Source organism: Ochrobactrum sp. PL_is501, from assembly GCF_055816895.1.
Genome location: NZ_JBVPGR010000037.1, coordinates 83,482 through 98,015, shown reverse-complemented (window position 1 = coordinate 98,015; position 14,534 = coordinate 83,482). Strand labels below are relative to the sequence as shown.

The 14,534-nt window shown below is 54.6% G+C and carries 13 protein-coding genes; 2 read left to right on the top strand and 11 right to left on the bottom strand.

Annotation, left to right across the window (positions count from 1 at the left end):
* Positions 1 to 6: 6 nt before the first annotated feature.
* The 5 genes from AC0TOF_RS16405 to AC0TOF_RS16385 all read right to left on the bottom strand — a co-directional run bounded on the left by AC0TOF_RS16405 (position 7) and on the right by AC0TOF_RS16385 (position 4,875).
* Positions 7 to 1,338 carry a pyruvate dehydrogenase complex dihydrolipoamide acetyltransferase gene (locus AC0TOF_RS16405; RefSeq protein ID WP_473769022.1) on the bottom strand — a complete coding sequence of 444 codons (1,332 nt, stop codon included), beginning with the start codon at positions 1,336 to 1,338 and terminating at the stop codon, positions 7 to 9.
* 17 nt (positions 1,339 to 1,355) lie between these two features.
* The gene (locus AC0TOF_RS16400; RefSeq protein WP_122001654.1) at positions 1,356 to 2,741 is read right to left on the bottom strand and encodes a pyruvate dehydrogenase complex E1 component subunit beta; all 1,386 of its coding nucleotides are present in this window, start codon (positions 2,739 to 2,741) and stop codon (positions 1,356 to 1,358) included.
* A gap of 18 nt (positions 2,742 to 2,759) precedes the next feature.
* The gene (pdhA, locus tag AC0TOF_RS16395) at positions 2,760 to 3,800 is read right to left on the bottom strand and encodes a pyruvate dehydrogenase (acetyl-transferring) E1 component subunit alpha (protein ID WP_122001653.1); all 1,041 of its coding nucleotides are present in this window, start codon (positions 3,798 to 3,800) and stop codon (positions 2,760 to 2,762) included.
* Positions 3,801 to 3,937: 137 nt separating this feature from the next.
* A complete protein-coding gene (locus tag AC0TOF_RS16390) occupies positions 3,938 to 4,267 on the bottom strand; it encodes an FtsB family cell division protein (protein ID WP_122001737.1) in 330 nt (109 codons plus the stop codon).
* Between the two features lie 254 nt (positions 4,268 to 4,521).
* Positions 4,522 to 4,875, bottom strand: a complete 354-nt coding sequence (locus AC0TOF_RS16385) for a DUF1428 domain-containing protein (protein WP_473769021.1) — start codon at positions 4,873 to 4,875, stop codon at positions 4,522 to 4,524.
* 390 nt (positions 4,876 to 5,265) lie between these two features.
* Between AC0TOF_RS16385 and AC0TOF_RS16380 the strand changes: the two genes are divergently transcribed.
* Positions 5,266 to 5,781 carry a DUF2165 family protein gene (locus tag AC0TOF_RS16380; protein ID WP_473769020.1) on the top strand — a complete coding sequence of 172 codons (516 nt, stop codon included), beginning with the start codon at positions 5,266 to 5,268 and terminating at the stop codon, positions 5,779 to 5,781.
* A gap of 77 nt (positions 5,782 to 5,858) precedes the next feature.
* Here AC0TOF_RS16380 and eno read toward each other — a convergent pair whose 3' ends face one another.
* The 6 genes from eno to tpiA all read right to left on the bottom strand — a co-directional run bounded on the left by eno (position 5,859) and on the right by tpiA (position 12,425).
* Complete coding sequence (eno, locus tag AC0TOF_RS16375; protein ID WP_473769019.1) at positions 5,859 to 7,136, bottom strand: phosphopyruvate hydratase; 1,278 nt, start codon at positions 7,134 to 7,136, stop codon at positions 5,859 to 5,861.
* Positions 7,137 to 7,326: 190 nt separating this feature from the next.
* On the bottom strand, positions 7,327 to 8,160 hold the full coding sequence (gene kdsA, locus AC0TOF_RS16370; protein ID WP_473769018.1) for a 3-deoxy-8-phosphooctulonate synthase: 834 nt from the start codon (positions 8,158 to 8,160) through the stop codon (positions 7,327 to 7,329).
* 119 nt (positions 8,161 to 8,279) lie between these two features.
* Entirely contained in the window at positions 8,280 to 9,908 is a 1,629-nt protein-coding gene (locus tag AC0TOF_RS16365) for a CTP synthase (protein ID WP_473769017.1), read from the bottom strand.
* A gap of 277 nt (positions 9,909 to 10,185) precedes the next feature.
* Complete coding sequence (locus AC0TOF_RS16360) at positions 10,186 to 10,878, bottom strand: L,D-transpeptidase (RefSeq protein ID WP_473769016.1); 693 nt, start codon at positions 10,876 to 10,878, stop codon at positions 10,186 to 10,188.
* A gap of 234 nt (positions 10,879 to 11,112) precedes the next feature.
* Positions 11,113 to 11,559: a preprotein translocase subunit SecG gene (secG, locus tag AC0TOF_RS16355; protein ID WP_473769015.1), complete on the bottom strand. Its 447-nt coding sequence runs from the start codon at positions 11,557 to 11,559 to the stop codon at positions 11,113 to 11,115.
* Positions 11,560 to 11,660: 101 nt separating this feature from the next.
* Complete coding sequence (gene tpiA / locus AC0TOF_RS16350; RefSeq protein WP_122001645.1) at positions 11,661 to 12,425, bottom strand: triose-phosphate isomerase; 765 nt, start codon at positions 12,423 to 12,425, stop codon at positions 11,661 to 11,663.
* A gap of 219 nt (positions 12,426 to 12,644) precedes the next feature.
* Between tpiA and AC0TOF_RS16345 the strand changes: the two genes are divergently transcribed.
* A complete protein-coding gene (locus AC0TOF_RS16345; RefSeq protein WP_473769014.1) occupies positions 12,645 to 14,531 on the top strand; it encodes a peptidyl-prolyl cis-trans isomerase in 1,887 nt (628 codons plus the stop codon).
* The last annotated feature ends 3 nt before the right edge of the window (positions 14,532 to 14,534 follow it).

The following is a 14,534-nucleotide window of genomic DNA, read 5'->3' as shown; positions in this document are numbered from 1 at the left end:
GATCAATCAGACCAGCATACCCATCGGGTTTTCGATGTGGCGCTTGAAGGCCTGTGCAAGTTCGGCAGCCAACGCGCCATCAACGGCACGGTGATCGGTTGAAAGGGTCACGGACATAACCGTCGCAACCTTGATTTCACCGTTCTTGACAACTGCACGCTGTTCACCTGCACCGATTGCGAAAATGGTCGCATGCGGTGGATTGATGATCGCAGCAAAGTCCTTTACGCCGAACATGCCGAGGTTGGACACGGAGGTCGAACCGCCCTGATACTCTTCAGGCTTCAGCTTGCGATCACGCGCACGCTTGGCAAGGTCCTTCATCTCGTTCGAAATCGCCGACAATGTCTTCGAGTCCGACTGACGAACGATAGGCGTAATCAGTCCGCCCGGAATGGAGACGGCAACACCCACATCGGCGCGCTTGTGCTTGACCATGCCGCCTTCGGTCCACGACACATTGGCGTCCGGAACATCGCGAAGCGCCAGAGCCGTTGCCTTGATGACCATATCGTTGACCGAAAGCTTGTAAGCCGGAACCTCGCCCTTCTCGGTCTTGATCATCGGTGCCGCGGCATTGATCTGCGAACGCAGAGCCAGAAGCGCATCAAGTTCGCAATCGATCGTCAGATAGAAATGCGGAACAGTCTGCTTCGATTCCACCAGACGGCGGGCAATCGTCTTGCGCATGCCATCGTGCGGAACGATCTCGTAGGTGCCTTCTTCAAACAGCTTGAGAACGGCATCATCCGACATCGGCTTCGGAGCGGCAGCAGCTTCTGCTTTCGGCGCAGCAGCCTTGGCACCACCGGAAGCCAAAGCGGCCTCCACATCGCGCTGAACGACACGGCCATGCGGGCCAGAGCCCTTCACAGCAGCAATATCGACACCAGAGTCCTTGGCGATGCGACGCGCAAGCGGCGACGCAAACACGCGGTCGCCCTTATTCGAAGCAACAGCAGGTTGCTCTGCCTTGGCGGGTGCGGGCGTCGCTGCCGGAGCTGCCACTGGCTTCGGTTCCTCTTTCGGAGCCTCGGCCTTTGCTTCTGCCTTCGGCGCAGAAGCTCCACCCTTGGCCGCAGCCGCCACGTCCTCGCCTTCTTCAGCGAGGATAGCGATCAGCGCATTGACCTTGACGCCTTCGGAGCCTGCGGGGACCACGATCTTGGCAATCGTGCCTTCGTCCACGGCTTCCACTTCCATCGTCGCCTTATCGGTCTCGATTTCAGCAATGACGTCGCCAGGAGCGATCTTGTCGCCTTCCTTGACCAGCCATTTCGACAGGTTGCCTTCTTCCATCGTCGGAGAAAGCGCTGGCATGGTGATATTGATCGGCATGTCCAGACCCTTTCTGTTTAAGCGGTATAGGTAACGGCTTTCACCGCTTCGACCACTTCGGCAACCGTCGGCAGCGCCAGTTTTTCCAGATTTGCCGCATAAGGCATCGGAACATCCTTACCGGCAATGGTGAGGATCGGCGCATCGAGATAATCGAAAGCCTGCTGCATGACGCGGGTGGCGATTTCCGTACCAACGGACGACTGCGGGAAACCTTCCTCCACCGTCACCAGACGACCGGTCTTCTTGACCGATTCAATGACTGTTGGAAGATCCATCGGGCGGATCGTACGCAGATCGATGATTTCAACATCGATACCCTGCTGGGCCAGTTCTTCCGCCGCCTTGACGGCGTAGGTCATGCCGATACCGAACGAAACGATGGTGGCGTCCTTGCCCTGCTTGTGAATACGGGCCTTGCCGATCGGCAGAACGAAATCGTCAAGCTTTGGCACATCGAAATGATGACCATAGAGAATTTCGTTTTCGAGGAAGATGACCGGATTCGGATCGCGAATTGCAGCCTTCAGCAGGCCCTTGGCGTCGGCTGCCGTATACGGCATCACGACCTTGAGACCTGGAATGTGGCTGTACCAGGCTGCGTAGCACTGCGAATGCTGGGCAGCAACGCGCGCAGCCGCACCGGACGGACCGCGGAAGACCATCGGAGCGCCCATCTGTCCGCCGGACATATAGAGCGTCTTGGCGGCAGAGTTCACAATCTGGTCGATTGCCTGCATGGCGAAGTTGAAAGTCATGAATTCAACGATCGGGCGCAGACCGGCGAACGCAGCACCGACGCCAACACCGGCAAAACCATGTTCGGTAATCGGGGTATCGACAACGCGCTTGGAACCGAACTCGTCGAGAAGGCCCTGCGTTACCTTGTAAGCGCCCTGATATTCGGCAACTTCCTCGCCCATCACGAAAACGCTCGGATCCCGGCGCATTTCTTCCGCCATAGCGTCACGAAGCGCTTCACGAACGGTCGTGGAGACCATTTCTGTGCCAGCCGGAATGTCCGGATCGGATGCAACTTCAAGTGCCGGAGCCTTGGGAGCAGCGGGAACGGTGTCCGTCTTCTTTTCTTCGGCTTTTGGCTCTTCCTTCGGTGCTTCAGCTTTGGCAGCCGGAGCAGAACCGACATCAGCAGCGCTTTCGCCGTCACCAAGGAGCACGGCAATCGGCGTATTGACCTTAACGCCTTCGGTGCCTTCTTCGACAAGGATCTTGCCGATTGTGCCTTCATCGACGGCTTCGACTTCCATCGTCGCCTTGTCGGTTTCAATTTCAGCGATCACATCGCCGGACGTAACCTTGTCGCCTTCTTTCTTCAGCCACTTGGAGAGCTTGCCCTCTTCCATGGTTGGGGAAAGTGCGGGCATGAGAATTTCTACGGGCATGACAACACCTTCCTGGAATTAGAGCAGAATATCCGTGTAGAGCTCGGATGCATCCGGCTCCGGATCGTTTTGAGCGAAATCGGCAGAATCGGCGACAATGTCACGGACTTCCTTGTCGATTTCCTTCAGCTCTTCCTCGGTTGCCCAACCCTTCTCGATCAGACGCTGCTTGACCTGCTCGATCGGATCGTGTTCGGAGCGCATCTTCTGCACTTCTTCCTTCGACCGATACTTTGCCGGATCCGACATGGAGTGACCGCGATAACGATAGGTCTGCATGTCGAGAATGATCGGTCCCTTGCCGGAACGCGTCCACTCAACAGCCAGATCGGCAGCAGCCTTCACCGCACGGACGTCCATGCCGTCTACCTGGATGCCCGGAATATTGAACGAAAGACCGCGCTTCGAGAAATCGGTTTCTGCGGACGAGCGCGAAACCGATGTGCCCATGGCATAGCGGTTGTTCTCGATGATGTAGACTACCGGCAGCTTCCACAGCGATGCCATGTTGAAGCTTTCGTAGACCTGCCCCTGATTGGAAGCCCCGTCGCCGAAATAGGTCAGCGTTACATTGTCGTTGTCGCGGTAGCGATTCGCAAACGCCAGACCGGTGCCGAGCGAAACCTGTGCACCAACGATGCCGTGACCGCCGTAAAAATGCTTCTCTTTGGAGAACATGTGCATGGAGCCGCCCTTGCCCTTGGAAAGGCCGCTGCGGCGCCCGGTCAGTTCGGCCATGACGCCACGTGCGCTCATGCCGGCTGCAAGCATATGACCATGATCGCGATAGGCGGTGATAACCTGATCGCCTTCCTTCAGCGCCATCTGCATACCAACCACCACGGCCTCCTGGCCGATGTAGAGGTGGCAGAAACCGCCAATGAAGCCCATACCGTAAAGCTGACCCGCCTTTTCCTCGAAACGCCGGATCAACAGCATTTCGCGATAAGCGTCCAGCTCCTGCTTCTTGTCGAAGTTTGCAGCTGCAGGTGCCTTGGGTGCAGTTACAGAAGACGCCTGCGCTTTGTTAGCGGGCGCCTTTTTAGCCCTCGGTGCCATTTCTCGCTCCCTAAATTGTCGTTCTATTGTGACGTTATACGGGCGCACCACAAGATACAATATGCGCCCAGAGCATAGCTGCTATGTCGCCAAGCCCTTAAAAACATATCACAAAAAGACAATTAACCGGATTTCAGTTAATTCGATCGATCTTCCCGAGAGGTAATAATTGTCACTTCATCGGGATGGGAGAGATTAAGCGCCCTGCGAGCCTGCTCGTCAAGCATATCCTTTTCGATGGAACCGTCACGCAAAAGCATGACGCGCTTTTCGAGTGCCGTACGATCGGCGGTCACCTGCGCCAGTTGCTTGGCCAGAAGGCTTTTTTGCTCTTCCAGCTGGATGCGGGAATAAAGACCAAATTCGCCATGATAGGCATGGAAACCGAAATAGCTCAGAAACGCAGCCGTCAGAATAGGCAATACAAACCGCCCACGGATCGATTTACGCTTCTGTTTGGTCCACATTTCAGCTTCCTTCCCGGAGATTCGGAGCCACGTCGAATCCTGCGAGCGGCATCGTTCCGAATTCCACCATCAAGCATTATTTTGCTTAACAGAGATTTACCAAGATCCCGTGTCGAAAGACGTCGGCCGCATTTTTGTTGAATGCTGAAAGGATCAGGTCCGGACGTGAACGGTTGAAACCCAGGCTAGAATCGAAAACGGCTCGCCGCGAGGACAAGCCGTTTATTCATGACATAAAAAATGGCTGGACCAGATCAAGCATCTACAATGGTGGAGAAACCGCCAAAGATCATGCGCTTACCATCAAACGGCATTTGATCACCCATTTCCTTCATACGTGGATCGCTCATCATCTTGCTATTTGCAGCGTCACGCGTTGCCTTGTCAGGATATTCGAACCAGGAGAACACAACCTCCTCGTCCGCCTCCGCCTTAACCGCGCGGCGAAAATCAGTGATCTTGCCGTCTGGCACATCATCTCCCCATGCTTCGACCATGCGCGTAACGCCAAACTCTTTGAACAATACGGCTGCCTTGGCGGCGTGCTGGCGATAGAGTTCCTTGTTCGCCTTAGGGACGGCGACAACAAATCCTTCAATATAAGCCATTTACTCTCTCCCATTGATAGCCCGCCCAAGCCCCTTCTCCCGGTTCGGATAGCTTGTCCGAATGCGACAGATTTATATTGATATCAAGATAAATGGAGTTGGTCAAATTTATCGCTTTACATACCCCCGCCGAAACGTTGCGCATCAGAGGGCGCAATCAACCGTCTGATCACGACCAAACCAGAGCAAACACGTCTTGAGCATGACGCCAGACTAAGCCAACATCCAAACAATAACGAACAGCAAATTGAATTCAATTATATAAGTAAATTATAAAATTACTGAAACTTAATGTAGAATTTTAACCTTACAAAATTGCATTATATCTTGTATTGCAGCGGCGAAATTATTTAATCTATTAAAATACTGAACATATTAGAGGATAATATTATGAATGAAGCGACTGTAAAGCGCATTCCATGCATCATCATGGCGTTATTTCCCGCCCTATGGGGTATATTTAGTTTACTTAATAATACTGCTAGTTTTTCAGAAACAGCCGAGAATGCAATCAAGCCACTTTTGGCTATGACCGATACTTATGGGATACCCGGTCAGACATGGCGGGCAGTCACCGCGAGTTGGGTGCCTTATGTCGGCCTCGCTGTAATCACAGCCATGGAAACGTTCGCGGGCGTACTCGCCGCAATCGGTTGTGTAAAAATGCTGGTTAATCTTCGCGGCAGCTACACAAAATTCTCGGTTGGCAAAAACTTGACAATTCTGGGCGCTTGCTGCGCTGTCGCCGTATGGGGCATTGGCTTTATGGTCGTCGCCGGCGATTGGTTCATGGCATGGGAAGCGAAAGAAAACTCCCTCAACACACAGTTGGGTGCCCTGCTTTATGCGCTTCCATCGATGATGTGCATTGTTATCATGCTCTCGCACAAGGAAACCGAGGCCTGATATAGATGGAGTGACGCACTCCACAATTAAAAACGGCAGCCATGAGGCTGCCGTTCTCCTATCCATTCGCGATAGAATTAAAGAAATTTCAGTGCATTACGGCCTGCATAGCGAGCCTGTTTGCCGAGTTCTTCTTCAATACGGATAAGCTGATTATACTTGGCCGTACGGTCCGAACGGGCCAGCGAGCCAGTCTTGATCTGGCCGCAGTTGGTGGCAACGGCGAGGTCGGCAATCGTCGAATCCTCGGTTTCACCCGAACGGTGCGACATGACTGCGGTGTAACCGGCCTTGTGCGCGGTTTCGACAGCATGGAGCGTTTCCGACAGCGATCCGATCTGGTTGACCTTGACGAGAATCGAATTGGCAACGCCCATGCGGATACCGTCGCGCAAGCGGGCCGAGTTGGTGACGAACAGATCGTCGCCCACAAGCTGGCACTTGTTGCCGATAAGATCGGTCAGATATTTCCAGCCTTCCCAGTCGTCTTCGGCCATACCGTCTTCGATGGTGACGATAGGATAATCGCTGGCGAGCTTGGCAAGATACTTAGCCTGCGCCTTTGGATCGCGCGTCTTGCGTTCACCTTCATAAACGTAGTTTCCGTCCTTGAAGAACTCGGTCGCAGCGCAGTCGAGGCCTAGAGCGATATCTTCACCCGGCTTGAAGCCAGCCTTCTCAATCGATTCCATGATGAAATCGAGGGCAGCCTGGGCATTCTTCAGATTCGGGGCAAAACCACCTTCGTCACCCACATTGGTGTTGTGACCGGCATCCTTGAGGCGCTTTTTGAGCGTGTGGAAAACTTCCGAACCGTAACGGACAGCTTCACGAACGGACGAAGCGCCGACCGGAAGAATCATGAACTCCTGGAAATCGATCGGATTGTCGGCATGTGCGCCGCCATTGATGATATTCATCATGGGGACCGGCAGAACATAGGCGTTTGCGCCACCAACGTAGCGGTAGAGCGGGAGACCGGTCGCCTGGGCCGCAGCCTTGGCAACCGCAAGCGAAACGCCCAGAATTGCATTGGCGCCGAGATTACCCTTGTTGGCCGAGCCATCGAGCTCAATCATCGTCTGGTCGATGAGCAACTGGCTTTCTGCGTCCATGCCGGCAATAGCGTCGAAAATTTTGCCATTGACCGATTCAACAGCCTTTTCCACACCCTTGCCAAGATAGCGGCTGCCACCGTCGCGCAACTCTACGGCTTCATGCGCACCAGTCGATGCGCCGGACGGAACGGCAGCGCGTCCGAAAGAGCCATCTTCAAGCACAACGTCCACTTCGACGGTCGGGTTGCCGCGGCTGTCGAGAATTTCGCGGCCGACGATGTCGATGATTGCAGTCATAGGAACCAGTCCTTCCCTATAGATTGCCCCGCCACATCCGCGAGGCGCTTAACAAATCCGATGCGGCCATTTCTTAGCGCATAATCCTGAAATTTTGCAGAAAAGATTATGCACCGGGCCAGTTTTTAAGCCTTAGCGAAACAAAAGGCGGAGGAAAATCCCCCGCCTTTTTAAATTCTCCGAGAACTGTTTAAAGCCCCTTGGCGATACGATCGAAAGCCATGAGCTTTTCAAGAAGTGCAGGCATCTTATCCACCGGCACCATGTTTGGGCCATCGGATGGTGCGTTATCCGGGTCCTGATGCGTTTCGATGAAGAGCCCCGCAACACCGACAGCCACAGCTGCCCGAGCCAGCGTTTCTACAAACTCGCGCTGTCCACCTGTCGAACCGCCCTGCCCGCCCGGCTGTTGTACGGAGTGAGTCGCATCGAACACAACCGGCGAACCAAGACCGGCCATGATCGGCAGAGAACGCATATCTGAAACAAGTGTATTATAGCCGAAAGAAACACCGCGCTCTGTCGCAAGCACATTCGGATTGCCGCTTTCCGTGATTTTGGAAAGGACATTCTTCATGTCCCATGGCGCCAGAAACTGCCCCTTCTTGACGTTCACGACACGTCCGGTCTTTGCCGCAGCAATCAGCAGATCAGTCTGGCGGCAGAGGAATGCCGGAATTTGCAGGACATCAACCACAGGAGCAACTGCAGCACACTGCTCTTCGGCATGAACATCCGTTAAAACCGGAAAGCCGAATTCCTTCTTGAGGTCGGCAAAAACTTCCATGGCCTTTTCGAGGCCAATACCGCGCTGAGCTTTCAGTGAAGTGCGATTGGCCTTATCAAAGCTGGACTTGTAGACCAGACCGATGCCGAGTTTATCGGTCATTTCCTTGAGGCGACCTGCCATATCGAAAGCGTGTTCACGCGTTTCCATCTGGCATGGACCCGCAATCAGAGCCAATGGCACACTGTTTGAAAAAGTAACATTTCCGATTTTTACAGATGAATTGGCAGTCGCCATAACGTGAACCTCGATACTGAGTGCCTTGCAGGCACCTTATCTGGCGTAAAGCTGGGTCGAAAACAAGACCGCAACCTGAATGCCAAACGAAAACGCGCCCCGAAAGGCGCGTTAGAATTTTAGACCAGACGGCTCTGCTCAATCGCCGCTTCAATGAAGGAAGCGAAGAGCGGATGTGGTTCGAACGGTCGGGATTTCAGTTCCGGGTGGTACTGAACGCCGATAAACCACGGATGATCGGGATATTCGACTGTTTCTGGCAGAACACCATCCGGCGACATGCCTGCGAAATTTAGTCCAGCAGTTTCCAGACGTTCCTTGTAGTCGACATTGACTTCGTAGCGATGACGATGACGTTCTGAAATATCCGTCCCCCCATAGATTTCCGCGATCTTAGACCCCGGCTTCAATGCTGCTTCGTATGCACCAAGACGCATAGTGCCGCCAAGGTCGCCTGCCGCTGCACGCTTTTCGAGCATATTGCCCTTCAGCCACTCGGTCATCAGGCCGACAACCGGCTCCTTGGTCGGACCGAACTCGGTCGAAGACGCATTCTCAATGCCAACCAGATTACGCGCTGCCTCGATGCAGGCCATCTGCATGCCGAAGCAGATACCGAAATACGGAACCTTGCGTTCACGGGCAAATTTCGCGGCAAGAATCTTGCCTTCCGCACCACGCTCACCGAAGCCGCCCGGCACCAGAATGCCGTGTACCTTTTCCAGATATGGAGCCGGATCTTCGCTTTCGAAGACCTCCGCTTCAATCCAGTCGAGATTGACCTTCACCTTGTTGGCGAGACCACCGTGATAAAGCGCTTCGATCAGTGACTTATAGGCGTCCTTGAGACCGGTATATTTGCCGACGATGGCAATGGTAACTTCACCTTCCGGATTATGGAGACGGTCGGAAACCTCCGCCCAGCGATCCATGCGCGGTTTTGGCGCCGGATCGATGCCGAATGCCGACAGAACCTCCGAATCAAGGCCTTCCTTGTGGTAGGCAATCGGAACGTCATAGATCGTTGCCACGTCGAGCGCTTGAATGACTGCGCTTTCGCGGACATTACAGAACAATGAAAGCTTGCGCCGTTCCGATTCCGGAATCTCGCGATCAGCGCGAACGAGAAGGATATCTGGGGCAATGCCGATAGAGCGCAGCTCCTTCACCGAATGCTGGGTCGGCTTGGTCTTCAATTCGCCCGCAGCCGGAATATAAGGCATCAAGGTCAGATGGATGTAAACTGCCGTACCGCGCGGCAATTCATTGCCAAGCTGGCGAATGGCTTCGAGGAACGGCATGGCTTCGATGTCGCCAACCGTGCCGCCGATTTCGCAGAGAACGAAATCATAGTCTTCATTGCCTTCAAGAACGAAGTTCTTGATCTCATCGGTCACATGCGGAATGACCTGAACCGTCGCACCGAGATAATCGCCGCGGCGTTCCTTTTCGATGATGTTGCGGTAGATGCGACCGGTAGTAATATTGTCCTGCTGGTTGGCTGGACGACCGGTGAACCGCTCGTAATGACCCAGATCAAGGTCGGTTTCAGCACCATCGTCAGTGACGAACACCTCACCGTGCTGGTAAGGCGACATCGTGCCGGGATCGACATTCAGATAAGGGTCGAGTTTACGGATACGCACGCGGTAACCGCGTGCCTGAAGGAGTGCAGCCAGTGCTGCGGCAGCTATGCCTTTTCCAAGGGAAGAAACCACGCCGCCAGTGATGAATACATATCGCGCCATGGGCTTATCTCGTTAGACTTTCTTGATCGATTCCGCCACAAGAAAATGCACTTCGGTCACGTTTTTTCACCGAAGTCAGGCGGCAATCCTCGTTGGACATAGAAAAACCGGAGCCAAAACCCCGGAGCGAATACGTCTGTTCTCTCTAGCGCCCCTGTCCGCATAAAGCCATGTCGAAGCTCGAAATCCACAGCTTCCACCGGCAGGAACAGCGAGTAAGGCAAAAGAAAAAGGCCGGACCCGTAGGTCCGGCCACGTTCACATAGTCATTTGCAGATCAGAGTACAACCACTTCGGTTCCAAGACCGACGCGCTCGTAAAGATCCATCACATCTTCATTGATCATGCGGAAACAGCCATTGGAAGCGGAGCTGCCGATGGTCCAGGGCTGAACGGTGCCGTGAATGCGGATGTAGGTATCCTTGTTGCCCTGGAACAGGTAGAGGGCGCGAGAACCGAGCGGATTGCCCGGACCGCCATCCATACCATTCTTGAAACGTCCGTAATGAGCGGGATCACGCTCGATCATTTCCTTGGTCGGAATCCAGCGCGGCCACTCACGCTTTGCGTTGATTGTTCCGGTGCCCTTGAATTCCAACCCTTGCTTACCGACAGCAATGCCGTAGCGGCGAGCCGTCGACGATGTTTCAACGAGGTAGAGGAAACGCTGTTTCGGGTCGATCACGATCGTGCCAGGCTTATAGCCGGTAAAAGCTACTTCCTGTGCCCGGAACTTCGGATCAATATTGTACTTGCTGGCTTTTACCGCATTGCCGCCCTTGGAAGCCTTTTTCTTCTTCGGCTTTTCGGGATTGGCCTTGGTGTCGCTTGAAAGAGCTACCTGCTGAACGGATGTGGCAGCTTCGTTGAGCTGCGCTTCAGCGCTTACCGGCGAAGCTGCAAATGCCGGAGCGGTCGCCCCAATACAGAGACTTGCAATACCTGCCATCAGAATACGGCGTGAAAACATGTTCGGTTCCCGAAAAATCAAGCACAAGGGAGAAACGCCTGCCGCATTAATTGCGACCAGACTTTCGCTCTGCTTACTGCAAAGCGATCCGGTTCTCAATTCAGCGCCGCTGTTCTGCAATGCGATTCGGCGGCGCCTATTGCCTACCTGCAACACTTTGCAGCCCGATAGTTAACAAAAAGAAAACCGGCCACAAGGACCGGTTTCCACATTGGATTCACACTACGCGTTTTTTCACTGCGAGCTTGGAACCGGATTGGCCGGGGTTTGCGGCACAGCCGGAGCCTGTGGCTGCGTTGCTGGCGCAGTTGCACCTGGAGCAGCAGGTGCCGTCTGATTTGAGTCAGGACGTGAAGAACCGCCGCCCAACTGGTCCAGAATACCGCCGCCATTGCCGCCCGCCGGAGCAGTCTGGCTGCCGGTTGCCGCCGGGATACGATTGAGAATGTCGGTCGGCTTTTCGCCGTAGCGCGCCATGATGCCGAGAATAAGCGAGGTCGCGAAAAAGCCGATCGCAAGAATGGCCGTCGTGCGGGTCAGCGCGTTCGCAGCACCGCGAGCCGTCATGAACCCCGAACCACCGCCAATGCCAAGGCCGCCGCCTTCCGAACGCTGGATAAGCACAACGCCGACAAGCGCCAGCACGATCAACAAGTGAATGACAATGAGTACGGTCTGCATGGGTTACGGTCTTTATATCCCTAAAACTAGAGCGGCTCTTTACACGCTATTGTCCGATAATCCAAGCCCCGAGGCCAAGATAGACAGACGTGAAACGCCAGTTACAAATTACGATAGGTTTCGCATATGGCGAGAAAATCATTCGCCTTCAAGCTCGCACCGCCGACAAGCGCGCCGTCCACATCCGCGACGCCGAGCAATTCCAATGCGTTGGAAGGCTTGACCGAACCGCCGTAGAGCAGCCGAAGATGCGCACCCTTCGTGCCGAACCGTTCAATCAGCTGCTCACGCATGAAAGCATGAGCGGCACGCACGTCCTGCACCGTTGGCGTCAAACCTGTACCGATTGCCCAGACCGGCTCATAAGCGATGATTGTATTCTCCGCATTCACGCCATCCGGCAAGGAACCCGCCAGCTGCGAGCCTATAACGTCCAGCGTGCGTTCCGCCTTGCGCTCATCGGCCGTCTCGCCGACGCACACGATTGCGACCAAACCGGCGGCCCATGCGGCTTCAGTTTTGGCGCGAACAATCTCATTGCTTTCGTGATGATCGGTCCGGCGCTCAGAATGACCGATAATGACATGCGTCGCGCCTGCTTCCTTGAGCATCTCGGCAGAGACATCGCCAGTATGCGCACCAGATACTTTATGATGTGAGTCCTGTCCGCCGAGACCAACCGTTTCGCCTTCGAGCGTTTCTGCTGCGCGAGAAAGAAGCGTCGCCGGCACACAGATTACGGCATCGAGCTTGCGGCCGAGATCGGAGCTCAGACCCGCAGCAATCGCGCGCAATTCGGTCAGGGATTCTCCCGTACCATTCATCTTCCAGTTGCCAGCAACCAGCGGACGGATTCCCGGAGTCATGCTATTCTCCTCGCCTGTTCAAAACAGCAGGCGCTACCGCCTCGCGAAAGCGGATCGGCGCCAAAATTTGCCACTGACTAAGCGTATTCGTGCCGCAATGCAAATGTTCTTAGGTTCCTAGTTGCAATGAGACCTTGCATATGGGGCTGGCTTAAGGTTATCCCCTGACTGGCTCTATCTATAAAAGCCGAGCTTCGATTTATTCTTGAAGGGTTTCCAATGCTCGACAGCCTGCGTTCCGCCGCTCAATCCTGGGTCGCCAAACTTCTGCTTGGCCTGCTTGTGCTGAGCTTTGCGATCTGGGGCATCTCCGATGTCTTTCGCGGTGGCCTGTCAGGCAATGCCGCTTTGACGGCTGGTGGTTCCGAAGTAAGCGCCACCGATTATCGTTTCGCTTATGAGCAGCAGATGATGCGCCTGTCGCAACAGTTTCGCCAGCGCCTGACGCGTGAACAGGCACAGGCGCTCGGCGTCGAAAATCAGGTACTCGCACAGCTTGCAGCCGGAGTAGTCCTTGATGAAGGCGCACGAAACATGCAGCTCGGCCTCTCCAAGGATGGGATTGCGCGGTTGACCGGCGAAGACCCGGCTTTCCATGACGCAAGCGGCAACTTCAATCGTGCGCAGTTTGATGCGGTGCTTCGTCAATCCGGCATTCGCGCACAGGATTACCTCGACAATCGCGCGAAAGTCGCTCGCCGCCAGCAGATTGTGGAAGCCGCGACCGACGGAATCAAGCTCCCGAATGCGGCCTTGAAGGCGCTCGCCCTTTATCAGGGGGAAACCCGCAGCGTTGATTACGTGACTATTCAGGCTGAAAAGGCCGATGCTGTTCCGGCTCCTTCCGATGATGCGCTCAAGACCTATTTTGAGACGCAGAAAGACGAGTACAAGGCACCGGAATACCGGAAGATAACCTACGTGAAGCTGGAACCGGCTGATATTGCAGATCCGTCTGCCGTCACGCAGGATGAAGTCAACGAATATTACGAAAAAAACAAGGACCGCTTCGGCTCGATAGAAAAACGCACCATCGAGCAGCTTAGCTTTGCCGACGATGCCGCCGCAGAAGCCGCCCAGCAAAAAATCGCCGCAGGAACCAGCTTTGTTGATATCGGCAAGGAACAAGGCAAAACGGAAGACGACCTGAAACTCGGTTCGTTTGAAAAATCCGCTATTCCTGATCAGGCTGTTGCCGATGCAGCTTTTGCCCTTTCGGAAAATGGCGTGAGCCAAATCGTCAAGGGTAGTTTTGGTCCCGTTATCCTGCGTGTGACACAAATCGAACCGGCTCATGTGAAGCCGCTGGCAGAAGTTGAAGGCGAAATTCGCACCACGCTTGCAAACAACATTGCGGCAAGCAGCATCAGCGGGATTCACGACTCCTATGAACAGGAGCGCTCCGACGGCGCTTCCATGGCCGACGTGGCAAAGAAGCTGAGCCTCAAATCGGTCACAGTGGAAGCCGTTGATGCAGAGGGTAACGATCCTTCCGGCAATCCGGTGCAGCTGCCAAATTCCGAAGCACTGCTTTCCGCTGCCTTCCAGGCCGACCAGGGTTTTGACAACGACGCACTTACCATGGGCAATGTCGGCTATCTCTGGTATCAAGTCGATGGCGTAACGCCAGCACGTGAACGCACACTGGACGAAGTCAAAGACAAGGTTGTCGCCGCTTGGAAGGGTGAAGAAGCCGTCAAGCGCCTCAATCAGCGTGTGGACGAGCTCAAGAAGCGCCTGGACGGCGGTGCGACGCTCGACACGATCGCTGCCGAACTGGGCGTTGAGAAGCAGACCAAGCGCGGTATTATCCGCACGACCAACGATGCCGATATCGGAACGGCTGCCGCCGCGCAGATTTTCCGCGGAACAAATGGTTTTACCGGCAGCGCTGTCGCACCTTCTGACAATGCCCAGATTCTGTTCAAAGTTGTGGAAGTAACAGAACCTGCCGCAGCGGGCCCCGAAGCTATTCCGGAACAGCAGCAGAAATATCTGGCAACTTCTCTGTCGGACGACGTCCTTGAACAGCTCGTCGGTGAATTGCAGAAGCAATACCCTGTTAAGATAAACCAGACCGTCATCAACAACGCTCTGGCGTTTTAAGGA

What these genes read in the sequence shown, in the direction of transcription:
- AC0TOF_RS16405 (WP_473769022.1), bottom strand. Translation starts at nt 1,338, where the DNA reads ATGCCGATCAATATCACCATGCCAGCGCTTTCTCCGACGATGGAAGAA.
- eno (WP_473769019.1), bottom strand. Translation starts at nt 7,136, where the DNA reads ATGACTGCAATCATCGACATCGTCGGCCGCGAAATTCTCGACAGCCGC.
- AC0TOF_RS16345 (WP_473769014.1), top strand. Translation starts at nt 12,645, where the DNA reads ATGCTCGACAGCCTGCGTTCCGCCGCTCAATCCTGGGTCGCCAAACTT.
- AC0TOF_RS16365 (WP_473769017.1), bottom strand. Translation starts at nt 9,908, where the DNA reads ATGGCGCGATATGTATTCATCACTGGCGGCGTGGTTTCTTCCCTTGGA.
- pdhA (WP_122001653.1), bottom strand. Translation starts at nt 3,800, where the DNA reads ATGGCACCGAGGGCTAAAAAGGCGCCCGCTAACAAAGCGCAGGCGTCT.
- kdsA (WP_473769018.1), bottom strand. Translation starts at nt 8,160, where the DNA reads ATGGCGACTGCCAATTCATCTGTAAAAATCGGAAATGTTACTTTTTCA.
- AC0TOF_RS16390 (WP_122001737.1), bottom strand. Translation starts at nt 4,267, where the DNA reads ATGTGGACCAAACAGAAGCGTAAATCGATCCGTGGGCGGTTTGTATTG.
- AC0TOF_RS16360 (WP_473769016.1), bottom strand. Translation starts at nt 10,878, where the DNA reads ATGTTTTCACGCCGTATTCTGATGGCAGGTATTGCAAGTCTCTGTATT.
- AC0TOF_RS16380 (WP_473769020.1), top strand. Translation starts at nt 5,266, where the DNA reads ATGAATGAAGCGACTGTAAAGCGCATTCCATGCATCATCATGGCGTTA.
- tpiA (WP_122001645.1), bottom strand. Translation starts at nt 12,425, where the DNA reads ATGACTCCGGGAATCCGTCCGCTGGTTGCTGGCAACTGGAAGATGAAT.
- AC0TOF_RS16400 (WP_122001654.1), bottom strand. Translation starts at nt 2,741, where the DNA reads ATGCCCGTAGAAATTCTCATGCCCGCACTTTCCCCAACCATGGAAGAG.
- secG (WP_473769015.1), bottom strand. Translation starts at nt 11,559, where the DNA reads ATGCAGACCGTACTCATTGTCATTCACTTGTTGATCGTGCTGGCGCTT.
- AC0TOF_RS16385 (WP_473769021.1), bottom strand. Translation starts at nt 4,875, where the DNA reads ATGGCTTATATTGAAGGATTTGTTGTCGCCGTCCCTAAGGCGAACAAG.